Source organism: Vibrio sp. 2132-1, assembly GCF_033344315.1.
Map to the genome: position 1 here is coordinate 157129 of NZ_JAWPON010000006.1, position 18084 is coordinate 175212.

Genomic DNA, 18084 nt, shown 5'->3' on the forward strand with positions numbered 1-18084 from the left:
AGGCGAATTATAGGAAGTGCGCTTTGTTGAAGCTGTCAAAATCAGACGTGTTTTTTTAGTGCGCTTTCAGTTTTCTAAAAACTCCCGACTGATATTCACTATAAATTGATTCTTATACTTTCTATCCTCTCAGCATCAATCATTGCGCATATTTTTACCTTGAACGATTTCTCATACATCACTGATATCCAACAATCTGCGATTAAACAAACGCGTTTGATCCAAATTCGCGGGCGCGTGACACAAGTCACCGGCACCATTATCAAAGCTGTCGTCCCTGGCGTTCGTGTAGGTGAACTGTGTGAGTTGCGTAATCCCGATCAAACTCTGTCTTTGTTAGCGGAAGTGGTTGGCTTCCAGCAGCATCACGCTCTGCTCACTCCGTTAGGAAATATGTTTGGGATTTCCTCAAATACAGAAGTAAGCCCAATGGGTAAAATGCACGAAGTGGGTGTTGGCGACCACCTGTTAGGTACAACGCTTGACGGGCTTGGACGTCCTTTCGACGGTACGCAAAGTCAAGAACCAAGTGCTTGGTATCCTGTTTATCGCGATGCGCCACCACCAATGCAACGTAAACTAATTGAAAAGCCAATCTCTCTTGGCGTTCGATCCATTGATGGGCTACTGACCTGTGGTGAAGGTCAGCGCATGGGTATTTTTGCAGCGGCCGGCGGGGGTAAAAGTACCCTACTGGCAAAACTGATTCGCTCCGCAGAAGTTGACGTGACCGTTCTCGCCTTAATTGGTGAACGCGGACGCGAAGTGCGCGAGTTTATTGAGCATGACCTAGGCGAAGAAGGAATGGCCAAATCGGTTTTAGTGGTCGCTACCTCTGATCGTCCAGCAATGGAGCGCGCCAAAGCCGCTTTTGTTGCCACTTCTATCGCAGAATATTTTCGTGACCAAGGTAAACGCGTGCTACTGCTGATGGATTCTGTAACGCGTTTCGCCCGCGCACAGAGGGAGATTGGACTAGCCGCAGGCGAGCCACCAACACGACGTGGCTATCCGCCTTCCGTTTTCGCCGCTTTGCCAAAGCTGATGGAACGAGCTGGACAATCAGACAAAGGATCAATTACAGCACTGTACACCGTGTTGGTGGAAGGTGACGACATGACAGAGCCTGTCGCGGATGAAACTCGCTCCATTTTAGATGGGCACATCATTCTCTCGCGTAAACTTGCCGCAATGAACCATTACCCTGCGATTGATGTACTTCGGTCAGCAAGCCGAGTGATGAATCAAATCGTTGAATCCGATCATCAGGCGTCTGCTGCTCATATTCGCGAAATGTTAGCTAAGTATGAAGAAGTTGAACTGCTAATCAAAATTGGCGAATACCAACATGGCGCAGATAGTCGAGCGGATTTGGCCATTGCACAAAGTGATGATATACGCGCCTTTTTACGCCAAGGCACTCATGAACCAAGCGATCTTGATGGCGCTATCGCTCAACTTAAAGGGATGGCGAAACAATGATAGAACGCTTATTAGAAATCAAAAAAATTCGCGCTGAACGTGCGGATAAAGCCGTCAAGCGTCAAGAATACCGAGTGTCAAACGCCGCAGCACAGGTTCAAAAGGCCGAACGTTCTGTCGCAGACTATCACGTTTGGCGCCAGGAAGAAGAAGAGCGACGTTTTGCTAAAGCAAAACAACAAACGCTCGTTCTCAAAGAGCTAGAAACATTAAGACAAGAAGTCGCGTTGTTAAGAGAGAGAGAAGCCGAACTTAAACAACGTGTGGCCGAGTCAAAACAAGCGCTTGAAATCGAACGCTCGGCACTTAAAGAAAAGCAAAAAGAGGCGCGACAAGCCCATAAAACCAAAGAAAAATTCGTTCAGTTGCAGCAACAAGAAGTCGCGGAAAAATCGCGAGAAAGGCAATACCAAGAAGAACTCGAACAGGAAGAGTTTCGCACTGTCGACATTATCTAAAGGTTCACTATGCGCATTACCCCAACAACTGAAACATCGAATACGCTGCACAAATCAACGCCGGAACAAGCGCCTCTCGAGAAGGAGGCCGAGCTTCAATCACAATTCGAGCATGCAATGACGAAGAAGCCTAGCAAGGGAAAGGAGTCTATCGTTGGGAATCCCCAAAAAAATCATACTGGCGAAGAAGACATACCGCTAAGGCATAAGACATCTCAAGGTCTAGATAAGAAACTTAACCTATCGAACCAAGAAGCCAACGCTGACAAAAACATCTCCACTTTAAAAGGTCAAAGTGACGTCGTCAGTAAGAGAGATATAGAGAAATCGCAAGACGACGCAGCAAATAGCGAAGAAATAATTAGCAAAAACAATAAATTGCTTAAACATGATGGAAAAAGCGATGGCGACACAGTTCTAAGCTCCCCTTCTACCGAGCGTGTTGATCCTCACTTTCAAGCTCAAGCTCATTTGAAAGATGATAAACCGACGCCGATGGATAAACATACCTCGCCGGATTGTCTCTCTACGCTTGAATCTGGCTTGCTTCCCCAAAGTGCGACAGAGACAGAGCTCGCTCAATATGGGATTAACATTGTTGGCTTAACGAAAAAGCAAACTGAAAAAACGCACAATAAGCGTGCAACTCCGTCGCTACAGAATACAGGCAAACGACCAGACCAAACTGGTGGCCTGCCTGAAACCAAGCCTCTTGAAAAAATCGTGACGAAAAGCGCACTAGTCGCCGTTAAAACGGATGAAGAAAAAGTGCCTTCTCAACCCTTTACAAGTGCGGTAACACAAGGCGATGTCATCCTAAAAAGTGTTGCTTCGCAGGCTCAACCGAGCCCAACGCGAGACGTAAACCAATTACTCCAGCAATTGGTGGACAAAATCTATGTTGCTCTGCCAACCGCATCGGACAACAAAGAGGTTCGGCTGTTTCTAAGTGAAGGGCAATTAAAAGGTGGTGAGATCCACATAAAGTTGGACGCTCAAGGGTATAGCGTGACGATTCGACAAGAGCATGCCCTTTCCATTATTAGCCAGCAAGCTAGACAAGATCTTGCTGAACGGCTAAACCGATTCGGCGGTGAGCAGCCACTTCGCTTAGCGATCAGCGAACAAACTCAACAGCTCGATCAACAACAACATGAACAACAACACTCACGCCAACAACGCAGCGTGTATGAAGAATGGCAAGCGGAGAATGACCTATGACGCCGTTAATAATCCCCAAAGTGGATGCAGAAAGTATCGCGCTCAGCAATCAACTTTGTGCAAAACAGTGCCACTTCCAAGGGACTGATGGTCAGAGCGTATCGATTACTGTTGCGCAAATCCCTTCATTTGAAGGGTTCCGTTTAACCACGTTGATTGGAGGGCAAACCCTACAAGTAGACTTTTCTCGTGCGCAGCTCCAACATTGGCTGAAATCGACCTTAAATGCTACTGCGTTTGAGTCCCTGCCTAACTCCCTCCAGTTAGCACTTTTGAGCTCACAGATAGAACCGCATAGTGAGGCAATCAAAGCGCTATTTGGTCAGTTACCCATTCTTAGTCAACTACAGCCGTTAGAGGCGAGCCAGGCCCAAGAGCATACTTTAATGTTAACCCTCAATAAGCCTAACGGCTCTCTTTGTTTGTGGGTTAGCGAAGGATCAGACGTGTTGTTGGATGCGCTACCAAACAGCGCTGCTCTACAAGCTCGACACCTCGCTTTACCTGTGTGGTTAAGTCTTGGAAGGACCCATTTGACGTTAAGCGAATTTAATTCGCTCGAGCTGGGAGATGTCATCTTTTTTGACGATGGTTACATCGCCAAGAAACAAGCCATTTTTCAAGTATCTAACCAGAATCTCTGGCGCTGCCAACTGGATGACCAAACTCTTCACATTATGGAAAAAGAAACCAATATGAATGACGTAAACACTTCAGAAATGTTAACCGACCACCAGCAACTGCCTGTGGAACTCACGTTTGATATCGGCCATCAAACCATCACGCTAGAGCAGCTTAACCAGCTTCAGCCAGGGTACGTATTCGAGCTAAACCAGCCTGTATCTAAGCCGGTAACATTGCGTGCCAACGGCAAAATCATTGGTGAGTGTGAACTTGTTAATGTTAACGAACATTTAGGTGTGCGCGTACTGGAGCTGTTCGGTGGCACGCAGGAGCCAGCATGATCCAGTTACCCGACGAGCTCAATCTCATTGTCAGCTTAGCACTGCTGGCACTGATCCCATTTATCGCTATGATGGCGACGTCGTTTGTGAAACTCGCCGTTGTATTCTCACTGCTGCGTAACGCTCTCGGTGTACAGCAAATTCCGCCGAATATGGCGCTTTACGGATTGGCTATCATTCTGTCAATTTTCATCATGGCTCCCGTCGGGTTTGAAACCTACGACTACGTAAAGCAGCATGATATCTCCCTTGAAGATTCTGCAAGTGTAGAAGGCCTCATTGAAAGCGGTTTACAGCCTTATCGAGAATTTTTGAAAAAGCATATTCGGGAAACCGAAGCCATATTCTTCACTGATGCTGCACGCACATTGTGGCCACAGAAGTACGTAGACCGTTTAGAGTCGGACAGTTTATTGCTCTTACTGCCCGCATTTACCGTCAGCGAGCTTACTCGCGCTTTTGAAATTGGCTTTCTGTTGTACTTACCGTTTATCGCTATTGACCTAATTGTGTCGAATATCCTACTAGCGATGGGGATGATGATGGTATCGCCAATGACGATTTCCCTCCCCTTCAAATTGCTGCTTTTTGTCTTGCTTGACGGCTGGACAAAGCTCACCCACGGCTTAGTGTTGAGTTACGGTTAATCACGGAGAAAGTATGCATTCTGCTGAAATCATTCATTTCACGACTCAAGCATTAACCCTAGTGTTGTACTTGTCATTACCGCCGATTTTAGTCGCAGCATTGGTTGGTACATTGGTGTCGCTTATTCAGGCGTTAACTCAGGTCCAAGAACAAACGTTAGGCTTTGTGGTCAAGCTTATCGCGGTCATTATTACGCTGTTCGTCACAACGCAATGGCTAGGGGCAGAGCTCCACGCCTTCGCCTCGCTTGCTATGGATAAAATTCCTCAAATACGATGAGTTATCACGACTTACACCAGGCTTTATTTTTGTACAGCCTGACGTTACCTCGGTTAATGGCATGCTTCATCTTTTTGCCTATTTTGAGCAAGCAAATGTTAGGCGGCACCATGGTGAGAAATGGTGTGCTTTGCTCACTCGCACTGTTTATATTTCCGATGATTAATCAGCAAAGCTTGCCCGCAGAAACCGACGGCATTTGGCTGATAATGATTTTGGGTAAGGAGGTATTAATTGGGCTATTGATAGGGTTTGTTGCTGCTATCCCCTTTTGGGCGATAGAAGCGGCCGGTTTTCTGGTCGACAACCAACGTGGGGCTGCCATGGCAAGTATGTTTAACCCAACGCTAGGCTCACAATCCACACCAACAGCGGTATTACTGACCCAAACGTTGATTACCCTGTTCTTCTCTGGCGGGGGCTTTGTCACTTTTATCTATGCGTTATTCAAAAGCTATACATCTTGGCCGATCGTGGACTTTTTCCCAACCGTTAGCGACGCATGGGTGAGCTTCTTCTACGCGCAATTTGAACAGCTTATGTGGCTTGGTGTGTTGATGTCCGCTCCATTAGTGTTGGCAATGTTTCTTGCTGAGTTTGGTCTAGCGCTTATCAGTCGTTTTGCACCGCAATTGAATGTTTTTTTCCTTGCCATGCCAATAAAAAGTGCCATCGCGAGTGTTTTACTGATCGTGTATCTCGGAATAATGATGGATCACTTTGAAGTACAGTTTTACGGCATTACCCGATTCGCAGAACAACTCAATACCATTTGGCAATAACGCTTAGGATTCTTTATGAGTGCAGAAAAAACAGAGCAACCCACCGCAAAAAAGTTACGCGATGCTCGGCAGAAAGGTCAGGTTGCCAAAAGCCAAGAAATCGTATCGTCTGCATTAATTTTGGCGCTCATAATTGTACTGTTTGCGTTCGCCGATTATTACATGTCGCACATCTCAGCGCTTATTCTCCTACCAAGTAAGCTTGCTTATCAGGGTTTCCAAGATGCGCTAGTCGATGTCGCTATCGCCATCGCAAAAGAAATTGCCTATCTACTCGCTCCGATTATTCTGGTTGCTGCACTCGTCGCCATCTTTTCCAATATGGGGCAGTTCGGATTCCTATTTAGTGGTGAATCCGTTAAACCCGACATCAAAAAGATCAATCCCGTCGAAGGGGCCAAACGCATTTTTTCCCTTAAGAGTGTGATTGAGTTTATCAAGTCGATCCTTAAAGTCTCTCTTCTTTCCTGCATTATCTGGGTGACATTACGCGGTAACATCAACGCTTTAATGCAAATTCCAACTTGTGGGCTAGAATGTGTCCCGACCATTACTGGCGTCATGATTAAACAATTAATGATTATCTCTTCGGTAGGCTTCATCGTCATCGCTGCCGCAGATTTTGCGTACCAGAAATTTGATCACACGAAAAAGCTCAAAATGAGCAAGGACGAAGTGAAACGCGAATACAAAGAGATGGAAGGCAGTCCAGAAATAAAAAGCAAACGTCGTCAGTTGCACCAAGAGCTACAAGCCTCCAATCAACGCGAAAACGTTAAACGTTCTAATGTATTAGTTACAAACCCAACACATATCGCGGTTGGCCTTTATTACAAGAAAGGCGAAACGCCCCTGCCCGTCATCACTTTGATGGAAACCGATGCGGTAGCCAAACGTATGGTCGCAATCGCTAAAGAGGAAGGCGTGCCTGTGATGCAAAAAGTCCCTCTTGCTCGTGCACTATACGCCGACGGTAACGTCGACCAGTACATCCCAAGCGATCTTATTGAGGCAACTGCGGAAGTGCTTCGTTGGTTGGCTTCGTTAGAGTCCGAGGCGGACTAACAAACCACATCCCATTCAAGATCTGGGCTTACAACTGCCCAGCTTTCAACCTCGATACTTTCAACGCTATAATGCGGTATCCTTTAACTGTATGTTGTTTTTATGAAATCTAGCTTAAGCATTCGCTCCTACACGAAACGTATGAGCCGACATACTCATAGTGATTATCATCAACTCGTGCTTCCTCTCCAGGGCAACATACAGATTGATATGGATAGTTATGTCGGAAAGGTGGCGGTTGGCGACTGCATAGTCATCCCCAAAAGTTGTGCTCACGGTTTTAATGCCGAAGAGTCATCACGCTTTATTGTTGCGGATATGACCACTTTGCCCACTCATTTGATGGATAGTAGTGTGGCTGTGTTTTCGATTAGCCCGCCTCTACTGAGCTTTATCCAGTTTGTCGAAAAGCAACTTGAGTATCAGGTTAATGATGAAATTGAAAACTCAATGGTTGCAACCTTCTATCTGTTGCTGGAGCAGCAAAAGCGGTCTCGCTCCGTGGATTCGCGTATTCGAGATGTACAGGTTGTGATCGCCGAGCAGCTTGATCAGCCACTCACCATTGCCTCATTAGCGAATGCCGCTTGCTTGAGTCCGACGCAGTTTAAAAAGCTTTTTAAAGAGCAGCTAAAAGTGAGCGTCCATAAGTACATTACACTACAACGTATGGAAAAAGCCAAAGCACTACTGACTCATACAGACCTTCCAGTTCAGTTGATAGCTGAACGAGTTGGCTATAGTGACCTTTCCGCGTTTAGTCGACGGTTTTCAATGCATTTTGGTATGTCTCCTAGAGAGTTTTCCCGATAGTCACTAAAATAGTCTTCTGGAACAAGTATTCCGTCTTTTCAGCACAAAAATCTCTATCGCTTTCTTTTATTCTTTCTACCCTAAAACAGCCATTCACTAGGTAGAAATTACAGTGTTAAAAAAACATTTCACCGACTATCAATTAGGAACTTTATCCATACTTTTTGCTTCAACCCTGTGGGGAACGACGGGCACCGCTGCCAGCTTGGCACCGGATGTCAGTGCTCTCGCCATTGGCGCATTTTCTATGGGTATTGGTGGATTTATGCAAGCATGTCTGTCTGCGAAGTCACTGAAGAGAGATTTTCGAAAAGTCGTACATAAGAAGAAAACGTTACTGGTTAGTATTATCGCCTTAGCCACCTACCCACTGGCTTTTTATTCATCAATGCGATTCGCCGGTGTGACTATTGGTACGGTTGTTTCTATCTCCACTGCACCTTTCTTTTCTGCTTTGTTAGAGTGTCTCTTTAGCCGAAATCAGACCATAACCAAACGCTGGATGATGAGTTTCGCAATCGGGGTCATTGGAATTACCTTGTTGCTGGCTTCTGAGTCATCCGCAAATAGTCTATTTGATCATGATATGAAGCATTGGGGTGTATTACTTGGCCTATTGGCAGGTTTGACGTACGCCATTTACTCATGGGGAGTAAAGGCTATGATTGACCACGGCATTGAATCGCAAACGGCCATGGGAAGTGTTTTTGGTATTGGTGGAGTTTTGCTTCTACCAACACTTTTCATCACGGGTGATAATCTATTTGCATCGTCAACTAATACGACGGTCATGCTCTACATGGCCTTGATTCCAATGGGGTTAGGTTACGTCGCTTTTGGGTTTGGGCTACGGTTTGTTACAGCCAGTGGAGCTAGCATACTCACGCTATTTGAACCTGTTATCGCAGCCGCACTAGCAGTTGCGATTGTTGGGGAAGAAATTTCTTTCATTGGTTGGGTTGGTATAACGTTGACACTTGTGTGTTTGTTTCTTCAGTCGAAAAGTTAAATTCAATGGATATGAGCCAGCCCCAAAAAGGAACGCTGACGGTAGATAAAGTAAGGAGCAGCACCTACCCCCTACTTTACCATTTGCAATTACACCCAGCCTTCTGCCAAATACATCAATCGCAATTGACTTGGTGAGCCTAGTTTTTCTAGCGCATCTAATTGGACGTCACTCAGGTTTGGGCATTTATCAAGATAAACCCGTCCGTTTGCTGCATCTAGGGGGAGCTTGTAGGTTAGCTTTTCGTTTATTTTACTTGCTTCCCCTTTATCAATCGCTCGAACAGCTGGCATGAGCCAATCCCAATCTTCTCCTAACAGTTTTTTAAACGCCCCGTTAGCAATAGACTCGGTTTGACTTGGGGCATCCTCTGGGCTTAGCTTCAAGATAGAATCTACGTCAGGAACCAAGTGCTCACTTGGCTCTGAACCCAACATCTTTTTCAGTGTTAATCGAGCGGCTTCCATCTCTCGTGCTTCTTTAGGCGCTTGAGGAGAAGTCATTGCAGTATCCTCCTTAGGGCCAAGGTACGCCATTAATGCGCGGACAGAAGCCGGATCTTGCATACTGAAGGTAAAGTCTCCTTTTGCATTGGAAACTTCAAGTCTAGGTAAAACACCAGACATTTCGCCTTGCATAAGTTGCTCTTTTACTTCCGTATTTAACCCGTATGCCCCAGCTTGGTTCGCCACCAAACCACCGCCGCTCATGATAGCAGTCGTTGCCGCAGAACCGATTGCCTCTTTTGCTATCGGTGTGACGCCCACCGTTGCTACAGAGCTAACACCGAACGTGCCCAGGCTCCCCGTCGCCATACCTAACGTAGCTCCAATGCCACCTTCAGCCGACAGTATCGCATGACCTTGAGCCAAGGTTTGCTGCATCGGCATAGAAAGACGTTGATCTCGCCCTGGCAGCTGTGAAATTTGTTCTAACTGATGATGGTAAGCCTCAGCATCACCATTTACGGCCGCTTTGTGCAACTCTCGACCTGTAGAAATCAATAAGCCAACGCCAGGTAATGCCAAGTTAATAACGGCGTTCACACCAGAACCTTTTAGCTTTTCTTTGCCCATCTGTAACAGTTCAGCAGCGAAGCCATCCATTTTTCCTGGATACTGGGCTTCTAAACTCACCTGCATACGCGGATCTTTGCTGATCGCATCAAACGTATTTTTAAGCTGCTGGTACGTATCGCTGCTCACTTTTATTTCATCCAATAGGCTGACAACTTCTAAGATTTTACGCTCAGTAAGTGGCTCACCGCGATAGCCTGAAGGACTCACTAGGGAGTAAGCCAACAGCGCAACCTCAGGTTTTTCTTGCTTAAGTAGCGCCTGCTTTAAATCAAGGTGAGTTTTGATGTTTTCTTGGAAAAACTTAGTGTATTTGCTTCTCAATACGCCTTCGTGAATAGAAGCAAACTTATGACCTTTGTGGAATGTGGAAGGTTCTTTTACTTCACCTCTTTTACTGATCACTCGATCATCTTTTTGCGCAGCAACTGCACGAAACTGTTCTAGATCAGGTACTGGGCTTTGGCTGATTTTTTGTGTTGTATTAACCATTTTTCTCTCCTACACACGAAGTGATTGAACATGAGCTTGTTCATGATTAGAGGTGGTTGGAATCGCTTGATCCAACATTGCGAAACGCGCTTGCCACAGCTCGGCCTGTTCAATAACTTCGTGAAACCAAGCGGTAAGGTTCGTCGTATTTAGATGCTCAACGGGTTTACGTCCTGCTAAGACAAGCTGTCGACCGTTTGGAGCCAAAGCAAGTGCGAGGTTGCCACTACCAATTCCTTGATAGTTAGCATGAGCAAGAAGCTCTAAACCTTTTAGTCGTTGTTCACCGGATTTTTCTAACCCTCCGAACGTTACAGACAACATCAAATCATCCGTATCTGTCGCGATGAAATACAACATGTAGCGATCATCGACCAGTAGCTGACAACGTTCATTTTCTTCAAAATTCAGTTCGGGCAACTCATTGAGTTGGCAAAACTCCAAGAGCAGTTGTTGAATCGTGTTCATAACTTTTTCCTTTTGTTTCAATAACTCTATTGAACAACGATTGCAGATTGAACGATGTCGGTAATGGCTTTATTTTTGTCACTTTTTCGCCTTCATTGTGAGGTTTTCCGCAGAAATCTCGCTCTAAAATCGAGTTGCCAGAGTAATAAAAAAGAGCAGCTCAGAGCTGCTCTTTCAATAAAGGTTAGATGCTTAGCATGGTGTATTTGCTCACTTCTTTTGCAGAGTGACTAACCCAGTTTATGGCTATCAAAAATGACTTCTGTTGGCGGGAACATATTCGAAACAGGTGGTCGTTGTGCATCTCCAAACATTGGTGCACCGAATGCAGATGTCGCCCACGGGTCAACAATTTTCACATCCTTACTCCACGTTGATGGATCTTTTATGTCGCTCCCCTCTTGTCGACCAACCAGTACATAAAGGTGTGTACCTGAATGACCCTTTTTAAACGCAACCACTTCTACTTTGGGTTCACTTTCAGGTGTTCCTGACATGCCTTGAATCATCTCAGCGGCGGCAGCAAAGGCAAATGTAGTACAGCAGCCAGCTTTCGCGGTTTGTACTGCCTTAGCAATGTTCTGTAGAGTGCTTAATTGCGGTGCGGTTCCTCTTTGTGCTGCAGCTTGAACTCCGTTTGCGGACATCGTCGCTCTGTGATCTTGCATGATTCGCGCTTGATCCGCGTGAAGCTCTTTTAGTCGTGGCTTTCCTTTTGTTTCATAAAACTGTGACCCCTTAACACCGAACGTATTTAAGTCCGTACAGGCAAAATCACCAAGCTTTTGAAGGTTGGCTTTATGTTCGTTGATAAGCGCGACACTCGATGAGGCTTTATTGGTTTTGGAAGAAGAGGCTGCCGTTTGTGAAGTGGGCCAATTTGAGCTAGGACCAGACGACAATCTCTCAAGATTTTTCAGGCTCCCAAGCGTTAACTTGTTTTCACCGTTCAACACATTTTTCAGCATCAGCTTCGCAACATCTTTAGGAATACCCTGCTTAGTAAGCAGGTTCACTACAATATCTTTCGCTTTATTCTGGTGGCTAATACGCGCGCTGATACTTTTATTTTTTGGTGCGCCCTCTTTAACAAAAATATCTTTACCGTTGTGTGCTCGAACCTCTTTGTCGTCAGCTTGATTTTGTGTCGACAAATGTGACGTTAACTGACTCAACGAGTGCATTTGCGATGTATTAATATTGACCATGTGTGATGCCTTAAACTTGAATAAATGCGTGTACGTCTGTTTGGCTAAAATCTACAACCGTGTTGTTTTGAAATAACTGTCCCCAAGTATCAACTAATTCGTTCAACTGAATGATTAAGTTAGCAATGTTGGTGAGTTCACTTCCAGCCGCGATAGCAACTTGAAGAACAACGTCTTTGCGTGTTGGATTCACACAAAACTGCACACCACCTGTTTCTCGATACAAGAAGTTGTATTCAAGTAAAACTTGAAGTTTATCTAGCGTAATATCATCTTGTTCTATAAGCAGGTTTTTGGAAATCAATAACTCGCCTTTTTCCTCTACGAGCAGAACATCGACACTGTTGTTTTCAGCAAAATGCAGTGACCACATTTGATTGTCATACGCTGTCACGCGCTCAAGGTTCAGCACTTCTCCTAGCTCAGAGAGAAGTATATTAATCTTTCCTGTATCCATGTTGTGTCCTGTCTAATTTATTATAACTAAGTGACATCGATATATTTATTGCAGCGAAGCCACTTGGGTATAACGGCTCATTTAAATAAGCGTATAAGGATAAAAGAGATTTTATGGCGAGATAGAAACCGACACTTTATTTCAACGTCTCATTTTTATTGCTATTAGCCGTTTTATTGAGAAGAAAAATTAAGGTTAAGCTGGAAAATAAAAGAGCGGCAATCGCCGCTCCAAAAATTAAATAGAAGTAAAAAATCACTTAATACCGTGAAGGCTATTTTCTGCATCCATAGCTAAAGGATTGAACGAGTCGTTACGAAGTTCTGCTATCGCGTATAGCATGCGACCCATGCGACCATTTCCATCGGTAAAGCCATGGTACCCGATAACTCCGGCGAACAAATGCTTACCTAAGTCTTTATCTTCTACAGGGTTCTCTTTCAAAAAGCCTTCAATGTGCTGCTTTAACATGCCCTCACCGCCAATACTTGAAGGCAAAGTGCCACCCGAAATATTTGGCCCTCGGTAATCACGCTCAACATTAGGCACCAATCGAGCGTGTAGCTCTTTTAGGTTTTCCATATTCAATAAATCTTTACCATTAGACGCGTATTCTTTCAGTAAAGACGTAATATTTTCGGCATCGTTTCCTTTAGAGTTAGAAGCATTAATGATCCACGCCGCAGCTCTTTCAACATTATTGGTTACGCCACTTTTGTTAAACGCGTCCTCTGCCAGTCCTTCAGCGTATACACCTTGGCTTAGATCGGTGCTTGCTAGACCTTCGATATGACGTTGCGCCGATTTAAGATGCATCACCTCCATATCAAACACCGCTTGCATTTGATTAATGCTACCTGCCGGGTTTTTCTGCGCTGCAGATACACCACCGCCGTAGTCTTTTACTACACGTCCAGCAAGCAACTTCGCTGCACTTTCGCCAATCAGTGATGTGAGGTTTTTACCAGAATCGGTTTCTAACATTGCCTCTGTCATCGCTCGCTCAGCTAACTGGTTTAGCTCAGCAGAGTTCGACTGAACTGATTTACTGTCTAACTTCGCAAAGGCATTTAAGACATCTGATGCGGTTTTTATGCTTCCATCTTTGAAGAACATTTGTCCATGCTCAACAGAAGAAGCAGCTTGTAAACGCTGAGCTTGTCCTTGCTCATTATCAAATACGGCTTTTGTAAGGGCTTTCGCTACCGATTGTGGGCTACCTTCGCGAAACAGTTTTCCTGTCGCTTCAAAAAATCGCGCTACCGCACCATTCGTAGGATTGGCGCGAGTAAATTCTTGGGTCGCTGCGTTGATTTGGTATTCTTTGCCACCAATACTCAGCTTACCTTCGTTAAGTATCTCGTTACGAGCTTGCGGCATGGCGACCTGCAACGCGCTAACACTTCCAAAACTGATCATGCTTTAAACCCTTAATGTGGAAAAATGAGTGGTATTCGTTTCCGGTACTTCGATTGTTTTATTGGTTACTTCTTGTGTATTCGCACTTTTTAACCACTCGATGAAATTCGCAAATGACTCATCGAAAAAAGATGCAGTTAGCAGTTGCTGAGGCAGGTGTATGAAACCGATATATCCGGTCTCTTCCTCCCAGCATACCGCTGGAGAGCCTTGCGTTAAGGCACCTTTCATATGTTGATGCAAAATATCAGCACTCGGTTTATCACCTGAAATTAGCCCGATAAGCGTCACACGATCTTCTTGTGCACGAATTGTGATTGCTGTGTTTTGCTCAACGAGTAGATGGCAACAATCATCCTCATCAAAAACCAACGGCTCCAATTGGCAGCGGCTGGCAAAATCTGTCAGTAAAGAAGTTATAAATCCATTAGCCATTCAACTAAATAATCCTATTTTTGTTGTTTTAGAGGCGCTGCTTGGTTGCAACACTTATCAACTAAGCAGCTTTCTTAGGTGTATTCTTAAGGATTTATGGCAGTGAATATTTTAGAAATGGTCGGATTTTTTTTGTTTAAAGGCATTAAAATGAAAAAACTCAGCAAGTGCTGAGTTTTTGAGGTTTATTCATGAATCGTAATTTTACGCTCGCTGAGCTGCTTCACCATGGCTTGCTTTAATGCATGCAGCTGTCCATCAATACTGGCGTCGATGATCCCAACTTCTGTTTCCAAAATGCAGCCTCCATTTTTCAAGCGCGCATCTGCTACCACGTCAACGTAACCGACTTCAGGGAAATCACTTAATACACCAGCCACCTTTTCTCTCACCTCAACAACCTGCTCTGGGTGGACATGTAAAATGACCTGCTTTTGGTTACTCACCAGTTGCAACGCTTCTCGAACTACACTCACCGTGGTATCGACATCATTGAAGGTATCGATGATCTTACGTACTGCTTCTAACACCACACCTGTCATTTTTTCTTCGACTTGCTGATAGTAGTCATTACAACGTGCTAAGGTTTCAACCATCGTTTGCGCATTTTCAATCTTGGCTTGTGCAAGGCCATCTTGATAACCACGTTGTTTTTCGGTTTCGTAGGCTTGTTGGGCATTAGCAATGATGCTTTCAGCTTTGGAGTTCGCGGCTTCAACTAAGTGTTGCGAATCCAGATAACTGGCATAATCTTTCGCTTTCAGCACCTTTAAGCCAGGTGCCAGCTGCAAATTGTCTGTTTTTATTTCAACAAATGAAACCATTGAGGAATAACCTGTTTTGCGATTTTTTTTGTGAGTCGATACGCCAGATCTCGTTGATCCGCTTCCAACCAGTTAGCTGTTTCTGCGTTTTCGCTAAGTTGCTTTTCTAATTTGAATTGCCAACGAAGAACAACATCTTCCGGTGAGTTAATCAAAATAAACCTCATCCAAAAATATCCCAGCGCCCTCATGCTTGCTTCAACAGACCTTTCATCCAGTAGTTCTGGTAACGAACGCTGCCAGCCTTGCGGCCAGCTGGATAACAGCATCGGCCCGTTTTGAATTAAGAACCGAGCGCCTTCCAAACCAAAAACGTTGTTCAGAACCTGTTTCGGGTGTTTTAAGACAACGCTTCGCATCGCAACACAATGCAAAGCTCCACCCACCATCAATACGAGTTGATTCAACGCGTCTGTCGGGAGCAATGCCAAACTATGACAAGGTCTGTTAAAAGCCGTCTCAGGAACGGGAGATAACGCCCACTCATTGATACACCATTGGTTGAACATGGGGTTATCTCTCCAGCCTTCGATATTTAGTAACCAAGGCTGCTTTTGCTCTATCCAACTTCTATGGATGTACTGGCAAGGCGCATAGTTAAACTGGTGTTGTACCTGCGCGAGTGGTGTTTCTGGTTTAACCACGCTTCGTGTTCCTACGACACCATGTAAAAGTAGCGATATTCGAGCCGATGAGTGCCGCTACCAAGAACACCAAAATGGCGATAAGATTATTCGCCGTCTCTTTGGTGACCTGAACCGACAAAATGCTTTTAAATTGATTGTTTTGAGTAGCAACTCGAACCTCTGATGAGGGTACCATCACTACGCTGATTCGATCGTAGTTCAACCCCTCAATACTGTTGTTCACTAATAATTTGATCTGCGGAACATATGAATCAAGCGCAATATCTGCCGCGTGTTTAATAAATACGGAGGCAGAAGCTGGAGTTGGACGCTCTCCTGGACGCAGATCTTGATCTTCCAAAACAACATGAACACGTGCCACTAGCACGCCATCAATCTGAGATAAGGTTGAGGAGAGCTCTTGAGATTTCGCGTATACCAAACGTGCTCGTTCTGCTAATGGTGACGAGATCAAATCGTCTTTGGGAAACACTTCTTTCAGTGTGGAAAACTGCTCTCTTGGATAACCTTTTCGCTTTAGCGCATCTACCGCGAAGGCGATTTGAGAACTGTCTACCATTAACTTGACGGTGTTGTCTTTGTCAGGTTCTTTTGTTGCAACGACACCTTCGGATAGTAAGATCGACAACATCTCATTACCCTCTTTCTGAGTAACGTTGGTGTATAACTCGGTCTGACAACCTACCAGAAACAACGTGAGCATGATGAAAACTGCTCTCATTTTATTCATCATCACTATTGTGCCTTCAATAAGGTTTCTACGTTTTGTGTGGTTTTACCCACGGTTTTCGCGATCAGCTCTTCTTGAAAAGTAATGCGTGTCAGCGCCCACTGCATTTGCAGTAATTGCGCCGGATCATCACCCACCATCTTCATGTTGTCTTGCAGGTTACTTTTCGCGTTATCGATAGTGTTTTTCAACTCGCTGATGTTTTCTAGCAAACCGCCCTCCAGGCCATTACTTGCCTCGGGAACCGACATGGCTTGCTCAAAACGTTCGCTTAAACCGTCTTCGACTTGCGCATCCTGCAACTTATCAATGTTGGTTTGCATCACCTCGGTGTACTGCGTGTTTATCATATGTACTCCTAAGATAAATCTAACTTGTGACTGTGAGTCATGATGTTTTTCACCATCGCATTTTTTTGGATCATGAAGCTAAGTTCATCACGAACCATGTCCAGTGTTGATGCCATATTAGGTAACGACTTCAACTCTGCCCAGCAATGCCATAAGGCTTGTTCTTTCTGGGCACCCAGTAGAAAATGCTGCGCTAGCATTGCTTTTAGTGCTGTTTTATCAGCAGGTGGTTCGGCAATAAGCTGTCCCGAAAAATTCCCTAGTAACTCCTGCTTCAACACCTTTAACAAATCAGATTGTGGCTGCTCGTTGCCTTTTGCACTCTTCGCCTCATGAAAGGCGTACCACATTGCCTCTCGTTTAACTTGAGGGTCGGAGAACGCTTCACTTAACGATGATAAGACACTTTGTTTACTGACAACCTCTGCGTCTTTTAATGATTCGTACCACGCTTTAATATCCGCCAGTTTGGCTTCTGTTTTCTCTAGCGTCTCTTTTGGAGAAACATGTGAAACTTGCTCTTGCTTGTCACTTCGCTCCATGAGTGCTTTCATCTTGTCTTCATCGCTCCGCTCATAATGGCGCGACTCCGACTGACGCAAAGATTGGTGTTGAAGACTTAGGTTACTTGAATCAATGATCATCCAAGATTCCTAATGTCCTGAGAAAAGCTCGCAGCAAATGCTTGGCTTTCTTCGCTTCCTTGTGACGCAAGTTCTACCCAGCTTTCCGCTTTGCTCAGTAAACCGGCTTTGGCAGAAGCAAGAGCCGCTAAGCTGATCAGATCTGGATAGGCGTTACAAAGCGGTTCGAGTAATTGATGAGCCTCTTCATACAAGCCTTTATTCATGAGGCTCATTGCACGAATCATCGCAACGGTCTCTTCAGAACCTGAGCTTGCTTCAAGGCCATCTGCAATCGTGTTGGCTTCTTGATGACGATGCATACCTGTTGCCATCAGCGCGATTTCAGCCAGCAGTTGGCGCGTTTCTCGTTCCATGCTTTACACCTTCTGGAGAATCGACTGCATCACATCTTTAATCGCACGAGTGGTGGTCGCATTGATATTGTAAACAACAGACCATTTGTTGATCGCGTGCTGAAGCTCGGCAAGCTTTGATGGATCATCGGCATTGGTTTCTAGGTTCTTGATGGCTGCCGTCACTTCTGTGTTGGCATCTTTCGCTTGTTGTTCTAACTTAGCTTTAACATCATCAAGGTTTACACTGTTACTAGCATCGTAAAATGACATAAGA

Annotated in this window: 23 protein-coding genes; 10 read left to right on the forward strand and 13 right to left on the reverse strand. The window is 45.0% G+C overall.

The features are described 5' to 3' along the window. Positions 1-159 precede the first annotated feature (159 nt). From vscN to R8N47_RS08415, 10 genes are all read left to right on the forward strand, one after another. The gene (gene vscN, locus R8N47_RS08370) at positions 160-1482 is read left to right on the forward strand and encodes a SctN family type III secretion system ATPase VscN (RefSeq protein WP_064353978.1); all 1323 of its coding nucleotides are present in this window, start codon (positions 160-162) and stop codon (positions 1480-1482) included. Continuing rightward, positions 1479-1940 carry a type III secretion protein gene (locus R8N47_RS08375; protein WP_064353980.1) on the forward strand — a complete coding sequence of 154 codons (462 nt, stop codon included), beginning with the start codon at positions 1479-1481 and terminating at the stop codon, positions 1938-1940. The genes vscN and R8N47_RS08375 overlap by 4 nt, the downstream gene beginning before the upstream one ends. Positions 1941-1949: 9 nt before the next feature. Further along, positions 1950-3161 (forward strand): type III secretion system needle length determinant, encoded by a 1212-nt coding sequence (locus R8N47_RS08380; RefSeq protein ID WP_064353982.1) that lies wholly within the window; start codon positions 1950-1952, stop codon positions 3159-3161. Next, the gene (gene vscQ / locus R8N47_RS08385; protein ID WP_064353983.1) at positions 3158-4126 is read left to right on the forward strand and encodes a SctQ family type III secretion system cytoplasmic ring protein VscQ; all 969 of its coding nucleotides are present in this window, start codon (positions 3158-3160) and stop codon (positions 4124-4126) included. The genes R8N47_RS08380 and vscQ overlap by 4 nt, the downstream gene beginning before the upstream one ends. After that, complete coding sequence (gene vscR, locus R8N47_RS08390; protein WP_005377232.1) at positions 4123-4773, forward strand: SctR family type III secretion system export apparatus subunit VscR; 651 nt, start codon at positions 4123-4125, stop codon at positions 4771-4773. The genes vscQ and vscR overlap by 4 nt, the downstream gene beginning before the upstream one ends. A gap of 13 nt (positions 4774-4786) precedes the next feature. Beyond that, positions 4787-5053, forward strand: coding sequence for a SctS family type III secretion system export apparatus subunit VscS (gene vscS / locus R8N47_RS08395; RefSeq protein WP_005377227.1), 267 nt, complete (start codon positions 4787-4789; stop codon positions 5051-5053). Then, entirely contained in the window at positions 5050-5835 is a 786-nt protein-coding gene (gene sctT / locus R8N47_RS08400) for a type III secretion system export apparatus subunit SctT (protein ID WP_031778955.1), read from the forward strand. Before vscS ends, sctT begins: the two co-directional genes overlap by 4 nt. A gap of 15 nt (positions 5836-5850) precedes the next feature. Continuing rightward, positions 5851-6900: a SctU family type III secretion system export apparatus subunit VscU gene (gene vscU, locus R8N47_RS08405; protein ID WP_005387129.1), complete on the forward strand. Its 1050-nt coding sequence runs from the start codon at positions 5851-5853 to the stop codon at positions 6898-6900. Positions 6901-7002: 102 nt separating this feature from the next. Then, positions 7003-7713, forward strand: a complete 711-nt coding sequence (locus R8N47_RS08410) for a helix-turn-helix domain-containing protein (RefSeq protein WP_054575033.1) — start codon at positions 7003-7005, stop codon at positions 7711-7713. 106 nt (positions 7714-7819) lie between these two features. Beyond that, entirely contained in the window at positions 7820-8722 is a 903-nt protein-coding gene (locus R8N47_RS08415) for a DMT family transporter (RefSeq protein WP_374040949.1), read from the forward strand. Positions 8723-8811: 89 nt separating this feature from the next. On the opposite strand, the gene R8N47_RS08420 is transcribed toward R8N47_RS08415, so the two are convergent. From R8N47_RS08420 to sctF, 13 genes are all read right to left on the reverse strand, one after another. After that, positions 8812-10290, reverse strand: coding sequence for a hypothetical protein (locus tag R8N47_RS08420; RefSeq protein WP_054575035.1), 1479 nt, complete (start codon positions 10288-10290; stop codon positions 8812-8814). A gap of 9 nt (positions 10291-10299) precedes the next feature. Next, a complete protein-coding gene (locus tag R8N47_RS08425) occupies positions 10300-10758 on the reverse strand; it encodes a CesT family type III secretion system chaperone (protein WP_005377211.1) in 459 nt (152 codons plus the stop codon). 230 nt (positions 10759-10988) lie between these two features. Then, entirely contained in the window at positions 10989-11966 is a 978-nt protein-coding gene (gene vopR, locus R8N47_RS08430) for a type III secretion system effector VopR (RefSeq protein WP_054575036.1), read from the reverse strand. Positions 11967-11976: 10 nt separating this feature from the next. Continuing rightward, positions 11977-12423, reverse strand: a complete 447-nt coding sequence (locus R8N47_RS08435; RefSeq protein ID WP_054575037.1) for a type III secretion system chaperone — start codon at positions 12421-12423, stop codon at positions 11977-11979. A 255-nt stretch (positions 12424-12678) separates the two neighbouring features. Beyond that, positions 12679-13842, reverse strand: a complete 1164-nt coding sequence (locus R8N47_RS08440; protein WP_017821339.1) for a VopS family T3SS effector adenosine monophosphate-protein transferase — start codon at positions 13840-13842, stop codon at positions 12679-12681. 3 nt (positions 13843-13845) lie between these two features. After that, complete coding sequence (locus R8N47_RS08445) at positions 13846-14277, reverse strand: type III secretion system chaperone (RefSeq protein WP_054575038.1); 432 nt, start codon at positions 14275-14277, stop codon at positions 13846-13848. 185 nt (positions 14278-14462) lie between these two features. Next, on the reverse strand, positions 14463-15101 hold the full coding sequence (locus R8N47_RS08450) for an HrpE/YscL family type III secretion apparatus protein (RefSeq protein ID WP_064353986.1): 639 nt from the start codon (positions 15099-15101) through the stop codon (positions 14463-14465). Continuing rightward, positions 15080-15745, reverse strand: a complete 666-nt coding sequence (gene vscK, locus R8N47_RS08455) for a SctK family type III secretion system sorting platform protein VscK (protein WP_054728547.1) — start codon at positions 15743-15745, stop codon at positions 15080-15082. Before vscK ends, R8N47_RS08450 begins: the two co-directional genes overlap by 22 nt. After that, positions 15738-16484, reverse strand: a complete 747-nt coding sequence (gene sctJ / locus R8N47_RS08460) for a type III secretion system inner membrane ring lipoprotein SctJ (RefSeq protein WP_086012989.1) — start codon at positions 16482-16484, stop codon at positions 15738-15740. The genes vscK and sctJ overlap by 8 nt, the downstream gene beginning before the upstream one ends. Then, positions 16484-16828 carry a type III secretion system inner rod subunit SctI gene (gene sctI / locus R8N47_RS08465; RefSeq protein WP_005387149.1) on the reverse strand — a complete coding sequence of 115 codons (345 nt, stop codon included), beginning with the start codon at positions 16826-16828 and terminating at the stop codon, positions 16484-16486. The genes sctJ and sctI overlap by 1 nt, the downstream gene beginning before the upstream one ends. An 8-nt stretch (positions 16829-16836) precedes the next feature. Continuing rightward, positions 16837-17472, reverse strand: a complete 636-nt coding sequence (locus tag R8N47_RS08470) for a YopR family T3SS polymerization control protein (protein ID WP_064353988.1) — start codon at positions 17470-17472, stop codon at positions 16837-16839. Continuing rightward, the gene (locus tag R8N47_RS08475; protein ID WP_005377200.1) at positions 17469-17828 is read right to left on the reverse strand and encodes a YscG family type III secretion system chaperone; all 360 of its coding nucleotides are present in this window, start codon (positions 17826-17828) and stop codon (positions 17469-17471) included. The genes R8N47_RS08470 and R8N47_RS08475 overlap by 4 nt, the downstream gene beginning before the upstream one ends. A 3-nt stretch (positions 17829-17831) precedes the next feature. Then, positions 17832-18080, reverse strand: a complete 249-nt coding sequence (gene sctF, locus R8N47_RS08480; RefSeq protein WP_005377199.1) for a type III secretion system needle filament subunit SctF — start codon at positions 18078-18080, stop codon at positions 17832-17834. Between the last annotated feature and the right edge of the window lie 4 nt (positions 18081-18084).

Coding starts and splice junctions, on each gene's coding strand:
- vscQ (WP_064353983.1), top strand. CDS start 3,158: ATGACGCCGTTAATAATCCCCAAAGTGGATGCAGAAAGTATCGCGCTC.
- sctT (WP_031778955.1), top strand. CDS start 5,050: ATGAGTTATCACGACTTACACCAGGCTTTATTTTTGTACAGCCTGACG.
- R8N47_RS08440 (WP_017821339.1), bottom strand. CDS start 13,842: ATGATCAGTTTTGGAAGTGTTAGCGCGTTGCAGGTCGCCATGCCGCAA.
- R8N47_RS08445 (WP_054575038.1), bottom strand. CDS start 14,277: ATGGCTAATGGATTTATAACTTCTTTACTGACAGATTTTGCCAGCCGC.
- R8N47_RS08410 (WP_054575033.1), top strand. CDS start 7,003: ATGAAATCTAGCTTAAGCATTCGCTCCTACACGAAACGTATGAGCCGA.
- R8N47_RS08470 (WP_064353988.1), bottom strand. CDS start 17,472: ATGATCATTGATTCAAGTAACCTAAGTCTTCAACACCAATCTTTGCGT.
- R8N47_RS08450 (WP_064353986.1), bottom strand. CDS start 15,101: ATGGTTTCATTTGTTGAAATAAAAACAGACAATTTGCAGCTGGCACCT.
- R8N47_RS08420 (WP_054575035.1), bottom strand. CDS start 10,290: ATGGTTAATACAACACAAAAAATCAGCCAAAGCCCAGTACCTGATCTA.
- vscU (WP_005387129.1), top strand. CDS start 5,851: ATGAGTGCAGAAAAAACAGAGCAACCCACCGCAAAAAAGTTACGCGAT.
- vscR (WP_005377232.1), top strand. CDS start 4,123: ATGATCCAGTTACCCGACGAGCTCAATCTCATTGTCAGCTTAGCACTG.
- R8N47_RS08435 (WP_054575037.1), bottom strand. CDS start 12,423: ATGGATACAGGAAAGATTAATATACTTCTCTCTGAGCTAGGAGAAGTG.
- R8N47_RS08375 (WP_064353980.1), top strand. CDS start 1,479: ATGATAGAACGCTTATTAGAAATCAAAAAAATTCGCGCTGAACGTGCG.
- sctF (WP_005377199.1), bottom strand. CDS start 18,080: ATGTCATTTTACGATGCTAGTAACAGTGTAAACCTTGATGATGTTAAA.
- vopR (WP_054575036.1), bottom strand. CDS start 11,966: ATGGTCAATATTAATACATCGCAAATGCACTCGTTGAGTCAGTTAACG.
- vscS (WP_005377227.1), top strand. CDS start 4,787: ATGCATTCTGCTGAAATCATTCATTTCACGACTCAAGCATTAACCCTA.
- R8N47_RS08475 (WP_005377200.1), bottom strand. CDS start 17,828: ATGGAACGAGAAACGCGCCAACTGCTGGCTGAAATCGCGCTGATGGCA.
- R8N47_RS08425 (WP_005377211.1), bottom strand. CDS start 10,758: ATGAACACGATTCAACAACTGCTCTTGGAGTTTTGCCAACTCAATGAG.
- R8N47_RS08380 (WP_064353982.1), top strand. CDS start 1,950: ATGCGCATTACCCCAACAACTGAAACATCGAATACGCTGCACAAATCA.
- sctI (WP_005387149.1), bottom strand. CDS start 16,828: ATGATAAACACGCAGTACACCGAGGTGATGCAAACCAACATTGATAAG.